Source organism: Labrenzia sp. ATLA3 (assembly GCF_057180185.1).
In genome coordinates this window covers 14852-27276 of the sequence record NZ_JBXUKV010000011.1, presented here as the reverse complement: position 1 = coordinate 27276, position 12425 = coordinate 14852, and the positions used below count along the sequence as shown (strand labels likewise).

The window sequence follows — 12425 nt, the reverse complement described above, 5'->3', positions numbered from 1 at the left end:
TTACTCCACGTCCGGACCGGCTGGAATGGACACCGGCTTGTCGATGATGGATTTGTGCGCGCCCATCTTGCCGTGGGAAACCAGCGTACCGAGGACGTCCACAATCACACGTGTCGCAAGCAGGGCCGTTATATCGGAGCAATCGTAAGGCGGTGAAACTTCGACAACCTCAAGACCGCAGATGCCTTCCTTGGCCACCAGCGACACCAGCTCAAGCGCCTCTCTCGGCAGGAAGCCACCCGGTTCCGGCCATCCGGTACCTGGCACAAACCCGCAGTCGACACTGTCGATATCAAACGAGATATACACCGCATCGGCATCCTTCCACGCCAGCTCAAGAGCGCGGGCGGCCGTTTCCGCCAGTCCCAGTTCCTCAACATCACGCATGGTGAAGATGTTGGTGTTGCGTTGACGGGCGACCTCCACCCCTTCACGCGGCACCTGCCAGCCACCGATGCCGATCTGAACCAGATTGACAGCCGGCACGTTGACGAGATCCGTCGCGTGGAACCAGGGCGTCGTATGCATCCGTTCATCCAGATCCTTTTCCTGAATGTCGATATGCCGGTCGAAATGCACGATGCCGATACGTTTGGACGTGCATTGGGCAATCCCGCGGACACAGGGAAAACCAATCGAGTGATCGCCGCCAATCATGATCGGCAGGGCTCCGGACGAAGCGACGTGGGACACTGCCCGCGTGATCTGGTCGAAGGTCTTCTCAATATTGGCGGGAATGGTGAAAATGTCGCCGACGTCGCAAAGCGTCATCTGTTCCCGAAGGTCCACACCCATCTCATAATTGTAGGGCGTGTAGAGGGCGGAAATCTTGCGAACGCCCTGTGGCCCGAACCGTGTGCCCGGCCTGTAGGTGGTGCCACCGTCGAAAGGAATACCGATGACGGCCGCATCATAGGCGCCGACCTTCGTAACATCCTCGATATAGGGTGCCTTCAGGAAAGTGTTGATACCCGCGTAATGGGGCAGTTCACCACGGGCGAACGTCGGGATGGATTTGTCGGTGAGACTGTCCGATCCGGTCAGTCCCATCCGCAGAGCCCACGCTTTTTCCTTTTCCCAGGCGGCAGAGGGCAGGGCACTTTCCTTTTCAGCAGCCTTCCAGCCACGCAATTGCAATTTGTCAAAGTCTGGATGGTGCTGTCGCCGGTTGGGGCCTCGGTTGACATACCCCGCGACACGGTGTTGCGTCCTGGGGCCTGAGGTTCGATGGAAACTCATGGGCTTGTCCTCATTCCTGAGCGTTTTTGGTAAAGGGTGATTGTTGGGCCACGCCGATGGCCCCGGCGATTGCCTCAGGAGACTGCACCGGCTGTCTCGTTGGCGATTTGAGTGGCAGGTCGTAAGTGACGGTCGCGCCATAGGCCTGTGGCGCTTGCGCGTCATGACGGATCTTGTCGAACACCAGCAACCGCGTCCCCAGCTTGAAGGCCTCATGGATATCGTGGGTCACCATGAACACTGTCATGGAGAGCTCTTTCCAGAGCCCCAGAAGCAATTCATGCATGTCAACGCGTATGCCGGGATCCAGCGCGCCAAACGGTTCGTCGAGCAGCAGAATGCTCGGCTTCTTGACCAGGGCCTGAGCTATCGCGAGGCGTTGCTGCATACCGCCGGAGAGCTGCGCCGGGTATTTGTTTGCAGCCGGCTGCAACCCGATCCTGTCGAGCAGGTCATCAATCGTCTGAAACGCCGCCTTGCGGGCCGCCCCGAAAAGCCGTCCCGACCAGCGCGAGGCTTCAAATTCCTGGGCCAGTATCAAGTTTTCAGCAACGGTCAGATGCGAAAACACCGAGTATTTCTGAAAGACGATCCCGCGGTCCGGTGTTGGTTCCAGCGGCAAAGATGTTCCGTCCAGCAGGATCTGGCCTTGGCTTGGATGTTCCTGTGAAAGCAGCATGCGCAGGAATGTTGATTTGCCGCAGCCGGATGCACCAACGATGGTGCAGAAGGATCCGCTTCCGACTTCCAGGTTGACCCGTTCCAGAACAGGCATTCCATCGTAAAACTTTGCCAGGCCCTGGACGGAGAGTTTGGGCGAAGTGGTCATAGCGCGTCCCCTCCCAGATGGTGCCAGCGGAAGGCGCGGCGCGACAACAGGAGCAAAGCTCTGTCGAGCAGGAAGGCAAGAAGCGTGATCCAGACGACGTAGGGCAGGATGATATCCATCGCGAGATAGCGTCGAACCAGGAAAATCCGGTAACCGAGGCCGGAAGTGGACGCGATGGCCTCAGCGGAGATCAGAAAGATCCATGCCGGCACGAGAGAGAGGCGCAGGCTGGTAATCAGGTGCGGGAGGACTTGCGGCAGAACAAGCCGCGTCACCATTTGCCAGACGCTTGCCCCAAGCGTTTCCGCCTTGATGATCATCTCGCGCGGAATGTCCAGAACGGCCTGTGCGGTGGAGCGGATCATCACCGGCGCCGTGCCGATCACGATCAGGGCAATCTTGGCAAGCTCGCCAAGACCGAAAGTGATGAACAGGATCGGCAGGATGGTGATCGGCGGGATGAGCGAGAAGGTTGACAGATAAGGTGCCAGCGCGCTGCGCACATGCGGAATGAACCCGATGGCGATGCCGAAAGAAAGAGCCAGCACCGTTGAGACCGCCATGCCCGTCCCGAGCCGCCATAGGCTGTCGAAACTATCCAGCCAGAGCAGCAGATCGCCCGACCGCCGGTCCGGCACAGTCGCCATACGCCAGAAGGCTTCCCCCATTCTGGCAAAGGACGGAAGTAGTTTGTCAGCCGGGTTGTCGAGCCGGCGATAATGACTGGCAATCGCGTAAGTGATCACCGTCAGCGCGAAGGGCAGGAGCCCAAGCGCCAGGGCGGTAACCGGGGAGGGTTTCCGGTTGATGATGCGCATGAAACGGTCCGATCGGTCTCTGGCTGCGGTCCCGGCACAAAGGCACCGGAACCGCCGGGTCAACAGCGGATGCTTAAAGCGTGCCTTCTGCGGCCATTGCCATGAAACTCGGGTCGAATTTCAGTTTCACATTGCCCTTGTCGCCATAGATCGAGCCGTCCGGGAAAGAGACGCCGACGAATTCCGGGCTCGGAGCCCCTTCACCCAGGATTCCCTTGTCGAAGAGAAACTCGGCAACGAATTTCATCGTCTTGGGAAGTTCAGCGGATTTGGTGAATTCCACGGCCTCTTCGGGGGTATAAAACATCTTGGTGGTTGCAAGCTGAGCGTCATAGCCCTCAAGATCGGTGCCGGACGCTTCGGCCATGGCGGTGCGTGCCGCGACGCCTTCGTCGCTATCGGACGACATGATCGACATCAGTTCGTACCAGGCGCCGACCAGGGCCTTGCCGAAGGCAGGGTTGTCCGCAAGCGTTTCGGTATTGACCATCATCACATCGATGATTTCCCCTGGAATGCCCGAGCTGTCGAAAACCTTGGTCGAATTTGGTTCCGCCTCGATTTCAGACAGGAGCGGGTTCCAGGTCACCACCGCCGTAACGTCCGGCGTCTGATAGGCTGCGATCATGTCCGCATCGGATGTGTTGACCACAGTCAGGTCCTGTTCGCTGAGGTCAACCGTGTCGAGTGCCCGGGCAAGCAGGTAGTGAGAGACCGAAAGCTCCACCAGATTTACATTCTGACCCTTGATATCGGCGAGGGAGCTTTTGTCCTTCAGGATGATGCCGTCGTTACCATTGGAGTAGTCGCCAACGATAAGCGCAGTTGTGTCGACGCCGCCGCCTGCAGGAATGGAAAGAGCGTCCATATTGGTCATGGAGCAGCCGTCATATTCCCCGGCGGTGTATTGATTGATCGACTCGACATAGTCATTGATCTGAACAATCTCGACGGAGATGTCGTATTTGTCGGCCCATTTCTTCATAAGGCCGCTGTCCTGCAGATACCCCCAGGGCATCCAGCCCACATAGATGGACCAGCAAACCTTGAAATCCGTCTTTTCCTCGGCCTTGGCCGAAGTGAGGGAAAGAGGCAGCGTCAGCGCTGCGGCGAGGAGGGAAGCTTTGGCAATCGATTTCAACATCTGTGCGCGTCTCCTGTCTTGGGCCCGGTCATCAGAACCGGACTTACGTCATGAGGTTTTTGCGCACGGCCGGGAGCAGGTTCGCGCGCGCGAAACCTCGTGCAGTTGTCTCCCGGGTTTTTGTCCCGCCGTGTCACCGGTCTATGTTGGCATATGCCACGCAACCGGCTTGCGCCTCTCGGTCCTGCATCGTCTTGCGATCGGATCCCTAGGCGCTCTGCACATCAGTTGTTAAGCAAGAGGGGTGCCAGAAAGGTCAGGAGGCGAATTTATCTTTAGGTTTCAGATAATTAAAAAGAAAATGGTGAAATACCCTTACAAGCCGATCTGGAACTGATCGTTGCAATGGGCAGTTTCTGGGCACAGTGGTCAAGTTTGCACCACGCCAGGACTTTGAGCTGCCACCTTCTGCATGACCACTCGAAACCTTCAAATGGCGGTTAGGTTCGCAGCCAACCGTGAACGTTCGAGCATGCGAAAGGTCGCTAGTTCGCAAAGGAACAGATTTGCACCGCGGGCAGGAAATGCTGTTCGGTGATACCCAGACAGCAGGCGTGAGCCACCAGCAAAAAAGCGGTCAAGGCAGAACCGGTAACGAGTGCCAGCAAAAGCGTCGGATCGCGCAGAACTTCGCGAATGTCGCCCAGCGTTTGAATTTTGGTATGTGCCATAACAATTCCTCCGGTTTGAATATTCTCAAGAGCCAAGCTGGTGCCTCTTGAGGTTAGGACTTATTCGGCAGGTTCGTCGATCTTACCCTTGTCACCAGGATCGTCTTGTTTTTTCTTGCCCCCGAAAATACCTTTGATCCACCCTGTCTTCTCTTCACTGCCAGCAGGGGGAGCGTCTTCTTCGAGGGTAGGGGCATCTGCCGGGTCCCCTGTTGCGGATGTTTGCGGAGCGACCTGTTCGCCAAAAGCGGCAAAAAATTCGCCAGCCAGGCGTTTGGCCGTCGAGTCGATCAATCTGGCACCAAGCTGCGCCAGCTTACCGCCAACCTTTGCATCAACATCGTAGTAAAGGATCGTCGCGTTAGGACCGTCTTCTTCCAGACGCACCTTGGCAGCTCCTCTGGCAAAGCCGGCGACCCCACCGGAACCTTCACCCTCGATAGTATAGCCATTCGGCGGGTCGAGATCGTTGAGGGTGACCTTGCCGCCGAACGTTGCCTTGACCGGCCCCACCTTCAGGCGAACCTTGGCCTCCAGTTCGGTGTCGGAATGCTTGATCAACTCTTCACCCCCCGGGATGGAGGCCTTCAGGACGTCCGGGTCATTCAACGCTTTCCAGACCTTTTGCTTGGGCGCTTCGATCCGCTGGCTGTCATTCATTTGCATGTGACTGTTTCCCCGATGGGTTCAAACATTGAGAGTGTCGGCTTCGCGATGCCCGCTTCGGCGGATCATCAAAAGTTCGGCAAGGATGGAGAGTGCGATTTCTTCCGGCGCAATGGCCCCCAGATCGAGGCCTGCCGGCCCCTTGATCCGATCAAGGGTCTGTTCCGATACCCCTTCCTCGCGCAGCTTTTCCTTCAGTGCCGCAATTTTTCGGCGACTGCCGACGAACCCGATATGACGGGCATCCGTCATGAGCGTTGCCTTCAGGGCCGCAAGATCACCGCGCCCCTGGGTGGAAATGATTGCGTAGATCTGGCCGTTGCTTGGAACGGGACTTTCGAACCCGTCCACCCTTGTACCTGAACCTGGAAAAACCGACAGATCGTCGCCTGGCGCACACAAGGTCAGATCGAAACCGATGGCGGGTGCCTGGTTTGCCAGCGCCACAGCGACCGGGCTGGCGCCGTAGATCACAAGCGTTGGTCGGGGCAGGACCGGTTCTATGAAAATATCCATCGTGCCCTGGCTGGGGCACATGTTTTTCGCAAACTGGATGCCCTCGCGTTCGTCACCAGCCGCCACACCGATTTCTGCCAGGAGTTCTGCGGGTTGAAGGGAGATCAGTCGGGTCTGTCCATCCGCAAAGGCGGACTTTGCCGCCTTGACGACAGCCGATTTTGCACACCCACCACCGATCCAGCCGCCGACAATGTCACCATTCCGGTCTATCACGGCCTTGGCGCCCGCCTTGGCCGCGGTCACCGAAATGGTGCGAACGACGGTGGCCAGAACGAAAGGTTCGTTCTCGTCCTGCAAACGATTCATCAGGCGCGGCAGGTCTTGCACGACATCAGCCGAGGCTTTTTTGCCGGATACGGGAACGGAATGCTTCATCTGAACATCTCCCATCGTTCAAAGTCTCGCCAGATAAGGTTCCAGGGCTGAAAGACTGGCGAGATTGTGCGCCGGCGCGAAGAAATCGACGTAGGGCAGGGCAGCGGCCATGCCTCCGGCTGTCGGTTCATATCCCTGCCAGCCAAGCAGCGGGTTGAGCCAGACAATGCGCCGGCACCGTCGCCGCAACCTTGCCATTTCATCCCCAAGCTCTTCCGGTGCACCGGTGTCATAGCCATCCGACAGGATCAGGATGCAGGTGCGTGAATGGACGACACGGGCAGCGTGCCATCTGTTGAAGTCAGCCAATGCGGCACCGATCTTCGTGCCACCGCCAACCCCTTGCGCCATCAGTCCCATGCGATCGAGTGCACGGCCTGCATCCCGCTCAGAGAGAGCGGAAGAAACGTGGACAAGACGGGTGTGAAAAAGAAACGCTTCTGCCTCGCGGAAGCTGTCCAGCAAACCGTGCACAAACCGTGTGAAAACACCGGTGTAATTGTTCATCGACCCAGACGCATCAAGGAGAATAACCAGCCGCAACTGTTTCTCGCGCGGCCCCTTGCGCACAAGATCGATAGGCGTTCCGCCATGGGCTATGGAACGCCGAATGGTTCTGCGCAGATCCAGCTTTTTGCCCGTTCGTTTCTGCCTGTCCCTGCGGGTCAGCCTTATGCGCATGGCCCGGGCCAGCCGTTCGGCAAGGTCATGCGCCTGCTTCAACGCGTCCGGATCGCTGAGATTCCGAAAATCGACCTGCCCGAGATTTTCGGCAATGCTTGCTCCCTCCCGCCGCCCGGAGGGTGTGTCATCGCTCAGTTCATCCTCTTCCCCGGGTAGGCGCTCAACATCGCCGGCAATTGTGTCCTGACGCCGTCCACTCGCATCGATCATCTCGCGTATGGTCTTCATACCCTTGCGCGTGCTCGTACCGGAGACCTTGACGCCCGATTTGACACCCTTGCCGGACCAATAGGCGTCGAAGATTTCGTCGAAACGCTGCCAGTCGGACAACCGACCGCAAAAAAGGCTGCGAAAAGCGGCTTTCAGACTGTCGGGGCGCTTGATCACCTGCGTACACAACAGCCTGCTCGCGTCCCGGGTTTCAGCCAAACCAACCTTGAACCCACTGTCGCGCAACGAATGGACGAACCCGGCAAGACGCAGCCTGAGCACCGGACCGATGTCTGCACTGCTTTCAAGGCGAAGGCCAGACATCGCTCAGGCCACCTTTCCCAGAAGCCTGTCGGTGACTTCACGGCTGACCCGGGCACTGTCCTCCCGGGTTTTCAGAACACAGGAAAGCGTTTCGAAAACGAGTTCGCGGTTATCCTTCAGGTTCTTCGCACCAAGACCGAGCAGAGCAGCGGCCCAGTCTATGGTCTCTGCAACGCCGGGAACCTTCACAAGGTCTTCCTTGCGCAGTTTGCCCATGAGATCAGCGATCTGCACGGCGAGAGCGGCATCCAGACCAGGGACACGCGCCAGCAGGATGCGGGTTTCGCGGTCGGGTGAGGGGTAATCGACGAAATGATAGAGGCAGCGGCGACGCAACGCGTCCGAGAGCTCGCGCGTACCATTGGAGGTCAGAACCACGCGCGGAATAGACGTTGCCTGAACCGTTCCAAGCTCCGGAATGGACACCTGAAAGTCAGACAGGATCTCCAGCAAAAAGGCTTCGAACTCCTCGTCCGCCCGGTCAATTTCATCGATCAGCAGAACAGGCGGCACGTCCCGGCGGATGGCAGCCAGAAGAGGGCGCTCCAGAAGATATTTCTCGGAGAACACAGCCTCCTCGACAGTTTCTGCACTGTCACCCGATCCTTCGCGCGCCTTGATGGCCAGTAGCTGTCGCTGGTAGTTCCATTCGTAAATGGCGTCTGACCGGTCAAGGCCTTCGTAGCATTGCAGACGGATGAGATCGGTATTCTCCAGCCGCGCCAGGGCTTTGGCCACTTCCGTCTTGCCGACCCCGGCTTCACCTTCCAGAAGCAGCGGGCGCGCGAGCATTGAAGTCAGGAGAAGCGCCGTCGCAAGTCCCTCGTCCGCGATATATCCGGCTTCTGAGAGCTGAAGCGCTATCTGATCCTTGGTCTGGGTCATGCTGATCCGTTTGGTGAGAAGGTCTTCCGTCGTATTCGCCCGGCCTGATCCGGGATCAGGTCATCAGAGGACGAACGAAAAGGCACCGCAGACCAATTCCCGGCAGAACCGGCCTGCGGTGATGCGCCCTTTACCCGTGCGCGCCAAGATCCTTGGCCGCCTGCCAGATCCGCCATGCGTCGTGCGGCATCTGGATATGAGTTGACCCGAGGAACTTGAAGGCGTCGTTCACCGCGTTGGAGAACGCCGGCACACCACCGACATTCGGGCTTTCACCCACACCTTTGGCACCGATTGGATGGTGCGGGCTGGGGGTAACGGTGAAATCCGTTTCCCAATGAGGTGTTTCAACCGCCGTCGGCAGGAAGAAGTCCATGAAGGAGGCACCGAGCACATTGCCCATCTCGTCGTAGCGGATCTCCTGTCCCATCGCGATGGCGAAGGCTTCTGTCAGGCCGCCATGGACCTGTCCTTCAATGATCATCGGATTGATCCGGGTGCCACAGTCGTCGAGGGCATAAAAGCGCCGTGTCTTGGCAACACCGGTATCAACATCGATGTCCATGACGCACAGATACGCTCCGAACGGATAGGTCATATTGGGCGGGTCGTAATAACTGACCGCTTCAAGACCGGGCTCCATGCCCGGAGGCGGGGCATGATAGGCAGCCCAGGCGATCTCCTTCATGGACTTGCGCGCCTGCGGATTGCCCTTCACCTGGAAGCCGTCGACATCCCATTCCAGATCGTATTCAGAAACTTCCAGCATATGGGCGGCGATCATCTGCGCCTTGTTGCGGATCTTGCGAGACGCAAGGGCGATCGCGGCACCGGCCACCGGCGTGGACCGCGACCCATAGGTCCCAAGACCGTAAGGGGCTGTGTCCGTGTTGCCTTCCTCCACCATGATATCGGCTGCCGGAATGCCGATTTCTGTCGCGATGATCTGGGCCCACGTGGTCTCGTGCCCCTGGCCTTGCGATTTGGTGCCCATGCGGGAAATCACCGAGCCGGTCGGGTGAACGCGGATTTCGGCGCTGTCGAACATTGCGACACCCAGGATATCGCAATTCTTGGACGGACCGGCGCCGACGATCTCGGTAAAGAACGAAACGCCAATGCCCATGATCTCGCGGGTCTCACCGCGTTTGAAGGCTTCCTGCTTGGCCTTTTGTTCGGCGCGCAACTCGCGATAGCCAATGGTGTCCATCGCCTTTCGCATGGCGGTGTGATAGTCGCCGCTGTCATATTCCCAGCCGAGGGCCGAGTGATAAGGGAACTGTTCTGACTTGACGAAGTTCTTCATCCGCAAGTCCGCAGGATCCATGTCGAGCTTCTGGGCCAGAATGTCCATGGCCCGCTCGATGCAATAGGCAGCTTCCGTCACGCGGAACGAACACCGATAGGCCACTCCGCCGGGCGCCTTGTTGGTGTAGACGCCGTCGACTTCCAGATGCGCGGCCGGAAAATCATAGGAACCGGTCACGATATTGAAGAAACCTGCCGGCCATTTCGACGGGTCGGCGCAGGCATCGAAGCCGCCGTGGTCGGCCAGAACATGCACCTTGAGCCCGGTAACAGTACCGTCGTTCTTCGCGGCGATTTCAGCTGTCATGTGATAGTCGCGGGCGAAAGAGGTAGTGGAAAGGTTCTCCATCCGGTCCTCGACCCATTTCACAGGAACGCCGGTGACGATTGAGGCAACTATGGCGCAGATGTAACCCGGATAAGCCCCGACCTTGTTACCGAAGCCACCGCCGATATCCGGTGCAATCACGTGGATCTTCTGCTCGGGGATGGTCGACAGAAGCGAGGCGACCGTGCGGATGACATGAGGGGCCTGGAACGTGCCCCAGACCGTCAGCTCACCCTTGATCTTGTCCATGGACGCAACGCACTGACAGGTCTCAAGCGGTGAGGGATGCGTCCTGTGATAGGAGATCAGTTCCTTGATGGTGACATCGGCCTCCTCAAAGGCCTTGTCGGTTTCCTCGCGGTCGCCCACTTCCCACGTGAAAATGTGGTTGTGGTGTTTGCGCGGCCCGTGGGCCCCTTCTGTCTTGCCATCGAGATCCGGCCGCAGAACAGGGGCATCCGGGTCCATCGACTTGAAGGGATCGGTCAGGACGGGAAGCTCTTCGTATTCGACTTCCACCAGTTGAATGGCATCGTCGGCGACGTAGCGGTTTTCGGCCACCACAAAGGCAACTTCCTGGTTCTGGTAAAGCACCTTGCCGTCGGCCAGCACCATCTGCACGTCGCCGGCCAGGGTCGGCATCCACGCCAAGTTGACGCCTTTCAGATCTTCCGCCGTCAGAACGGCGATCACGCCAGGCAGTTTCAGGGCCTCGGAGGCGTCGATCTTGGTGATCTTCGCGTGGGCATGGGAGGAGCGGACAAAATCGCCGAACACCATGCCGGGCAACTTCAGATCGTCGACATACTGGCCCTTGCCCTGCGTGAAGCGAATATCTTCCACGCGCTTGCGCTTGCAGCCCATACCTTCCAGGGCGGCCTCACGCTGTTCCCGTGTCGGGGTCATGTCGTTCATTCTGCAGCCTCCTGAAATTCAGTGCCGTTCAGCTTGGCAGCGGCATACTGGATCGCCTTGACGATGCTCTGGTAACCGGTGCAGCGGCAGAGGTTTCCCGAAATGCCCATGCGGATTTCCTCTTCCGTCGGGTTCGGGTTTTCCTTCAGCAGCGTGTGCGCGCGCAGGATCATGCCCGGCGTACAAAAGCCGCATTGCAGCCCGTGCATCTGCCGAAACCCTTCCTGAAGCGCGGATAGGGTGCCATCCGCATTGGCCATGCCTTCAATGGTGGTGAGTTCGGCGCCGTCTGCCTGCACGGCAAACATGGTGCAGGATTTCACCGACATACCATTCAGTTCCACCGTGCAAGCTCCGCAATGGGAGGTCTCGCAGCCGATATGCGGTCCGGTGATGTTAAGATCCTCGCGCAGAAAGTGGATCAGTAGCGTGCGTGGTTCCACGAAGCGCTGCACCTTCTTGCCGTTGACGGTCATGGTGACCGGGATCTGTTCGATATCGCTCATGATTTATCTCCTGGGTCCCGGTTCAGCTTGCGGCGCGTGTTGCAGCTCTTGAGAGAGCCTTCTGCAGCATCACGCCGGCCATCTTGGTTCGGTATTCCGCAGGTCCCCGTCCGTCCGATGCGGGCTCGGTGATGGCTTCAGCCGCCGCGACAGCGCGGGCAACGGTTGCCGTATCCAATGTGGAGCCAGTCAGGATCTCGCCGGCCTCCTGCCCATAAAGGGGCGTATCGGAGACATTGGTGAGCGCGATGGAACAGAAGGTGACGGTGCCACCGTCCAGGGTCAGTACCACGGCCGCAGCAGCCGTTGCATAGTCGCCAACCTTGCGCTTCAGCTTTTCATAAGCGTAGCCGTGGCCCGCTGGCGGGACGGGAATTTTGACGGCCGTCAGAATTTCTTCCGGAGCAAGAGCGGTGAAATAGGCCGCTTCATAGAAATCCCGCGCCGGAACGTCGCGCTCGCCATCCGGACCGGTCAGGACATAGGCAGCATCCAGACACTGCATCAGCGCCGGCATGTCGTTGCCCGGATCTCCATTGGCGACATTGCCGCCGAGCGTGCCGACGTACCTGATTTGCGGATCGGCGATCAGAAGCGCCGTCTCACGAATGATCGGCAGTTTCTGTGCAAGCAGGTCCGAGGCAATCAACTCGTGTTGCGTCGTCATGGCGCGAATGGTGATCGTGCTGCCGTCATCCGTAATGCCCTTGAGATCGGCGATGCCGCCAAGGTCGACCAGATGTTCCGGCGCCGCCATGCGCAGCTTCATCATGGGGATCAGGCTATGTCCGCCTGACAGGGGCCGCGCCTCGTCGCCATGACTGACCAGGATCGCTACCGCTTCTGCAACGGACGATGGCCGGTGATAGGTGAATGCACCAGGTATCACGTCTTTCTCCTCCCTCTGCCGGCCGCAAAAGGACCGGATGCCGAGCGTTGCGAACCACGACAACGGTTCACCCTCGGCCGGCAATGTCGTATCCAGACGCAAAACGGCTGGACAG

General features: G+C 58.7%; 12 protein-coding genes and 1 riboswitch. All 12 genes read right to left on the bottom strand.

The annotated features are described in order from the left end of the window. Window positions 1–1239: an agmatinase family protein gene (locus AC2A6O_RS26700; RefSeq protein WP_209001311.1), complete on the bottom strand. Its 1239-nt coding sequence runs from the start codon at window positions 1237–1239 to the stop codon at window positions 1–3. A 10-nt stretch (window positions 1240–1249) separates the two neighbouring features. Then, window positions 1250–2068: an ABC transporter ATP-binding protein gene (locus AC2A6O_RS26695; RefSeq protein ID WP_498931687.1), complete on the bottom strand. Its 819-nt coding sequence runs from the start codon at window positions 2066–2068 to the stop codon at window positions 1250–1252. After that, window positions 2065–2886: an ABC transporter permease gene (locus tag AC2A6O_RS26690; RefSeq protein ID WP_148586887.1), complete on the bottom strand. Its 822-nt coding sequence runs from the start codon at window positions 2884–2886 to the stop codon at window positions 2065–2067. The genes AC2A6O_RS26695 and AC2A6O_RS26690 overlap by 4 nt, the downstream gene beginning before the upstream one ends. A gap of 73 nt (window positions 2887–2959) precedes the next feature. After that, entirely contained in the window at window positions 2960–4030 is a 1071-nt protein-coding gene (locus tag AC2A6O_RS26685) for a putative urea ABC transporter substrate-binding protein (RefSeq protein ID WP_498931685.1), read from the bottom strand. 107 nt (window positions 4031–4137) lie between these two features. Then, window positions 4138–4253: riboswitch (guanidine-I (ykkC/yxkD leader) on the bottom strand. Between the two features lie 262 nt (window positions 4254–4515). Next, a complete protein-coding gene (locus tag AC2A6O_RS26680) occupies window positions 4516–4701 on the bottom strand; it encodes a hypothetical protein (protein WP_498931683.1) in 186 nt (61 codons plus the stop codon). Between the two features lie 60 nt (window positions 4702–4761). After that, complete coding sequence (locus tag AC2A6O_RS26675; RefSeq protein ID WP_498931681.1) at window positions 4762–5367, bottom strand: SRPBCC family protein; 606 nt, start codon at window positions 5365–5367, stop codon at window positions 4762–4764. A 21-nt stretch (window positions 5368–5388) separates the two neighbouring features. Then, entirely contained in the window at window positions 5389–6261 is an 873-nt protein-coding gene (locus AC2A6O_RS26670; RefSeq protein WP_498931680.1) for an XdhC family protein, read from the bottom strand. An 18-nt stretch (window positions 6262–6279) separates the two neighbouring features. Next, a complete protein-coding gene (locus tag AC2A6O_RS26665; protein ID WP_498931678.1) occupies window positions 6280–7479 on the bottom strand; it encodes a vWA domain-containing protein in 1200 nt (399 codons plus the stop codon). 3 nt (window positions 7480–7482) lie between these two features. Next, window positions 7483–8364 carry an AAA family ATPase gene (locus AC2A6O_RS26660; protein ID WP_498931676.1) on the bottom strand — a complete coding sequence of 294 codons (882 nt, stop codon included), beginning with the start codon at window positions 8362–8364 and terminating at the stop codon, window positions 7483–7485. A 130-nt stretch (window positions 8365–8494) separates the two neighbouring features. After that, window positions 8495–10915: an aerobic carbon-monoxide dehydrogenase large subunit gene (locus AC2A6O_RS26655; protein WP_498931674.1), complete on the bottom strand. Its 2421-nt coding sequence runs from the start codon at window positions 10913–10915 to the stop codon at window positions 8495–8497. Continuing rightward, window positions 10912–11421 carry a (2Fe-2S)-binding protein gene (locus AC2A6O_RS26650; RefSeq protein WP_498931672.1) on the bottom strand — a complete coding sequence of 170 codons (510 nt, stop codon included), beginning with the start codon at window positions 11419–11421 and terminating at the stop codon, window positions 10912–10914. Before AC2A6O_RS26650 ends, AC2A6O_RS26655 begins: the two co-directional genes overlap by 4 nt. Window positions 11422–11443: 22 nt before the next feature. After that, window positions 11444–12310: an FAD binding domain-containing protein gene (locus tag AC2A6O_RS26645; protein ID WP_498931670.1), complete on the bottom strand. Its 867-nt coding sequence runs from the start codon at window positions 12308–12310 to the stop codon at window positions 11444–11446. Between the last annotated feature and the right edge of the window lie 115 nt (window positions 12311–12425).

What these genes read in the sequence shown, in the direction of transcription:
- AC2A6O_RS26700 (WP_209001311.1), bottom strand. Translation starts at nt 1,239, where the DNA reads ATGAGTTTCCATCGAACCTCAGGCCCCAGGACGCAACACCGTGTCGCG.
- AC2A6O_RS26695 (WP_498931687.1), bottom strand. Translation starts at nt 2,068, where the DNA reads ATGACCACTTCGCCCAAACTCTCCGTCCAGGGCCTGGCAAAGTTTTAC.
- AC2A6O_RS26690 (WP_148586887.1), bottom strand. Translation starts at nt 2,886, where the DNA reads ATGCGCATCATCAACCGGAAACCCTCCCCGGTTACCGCCCTGGCGCTT.
- AC2A6O_RS26685 (WP_498931685.1), bottom strand. Translation starts at nt 4,030, where the DNA reads ATGTTGAAATCGATTGCCAAAGCTTCCCTCCTCGCCGCAGCGCTGACG.
- AC2A6O_RS26680 (WP_498931683.1), bottom strand. Translation starts at nt 4,701, where the DNA reads ATGGCACATACCAAAATTCAAACGCTGGGCGACATTCGCGAAGTTCTG.
- AC2A6O_RS26675 (WP_498931681.1), bottom strand. Translation starts at nt 5,367, where the DNA reads ATGCAAATGAATGACAGCCAGCGGATCGAAGCGCCCAAGCAAAAGGTC.
- AC2A6O_RS26670 (WP_498931680.1), bottom strand. Translation starts at nt 6,261, where the DNA reads ATGAAGCATTCCGTTCCCGTATCCGGCAAAAAAGCCTCGGCTGATGTC.
- AC2A6O_RS26665 (WP_498931678.1), bottom strand. Translation starts at nt 7,479, where the DNA reads ATGTCTGGCCTTCGCCTTGAAAGCAGTGCAGACATCGGTCCGGTGCTC.
- AC2A6O_RS26660 (WP_498931676.1), bottom strand. Translation starts at nt 8,364, where the DNA reads ATGACCCAGACCAAGGATCAGATAGCGCTTCAGCTCTCAGAAGCCGGA.
- AC2A6O_RS26655 (WP_498931674.1), bottom strand. Translation starts at nt 10,915, where the DNA reads ATGAACGACATGACCCCGACACGGGAACAGCGTGAGGCCGCCCTGGAA.
- AC2A6O_RS26650 (WP_498931672.1), bottom strand. Translation starts at nt 11,421, where the DNA reads ATGAGCGATATCGAACAGATCCCGGTCACCATGACCGTCAACGGCAAG.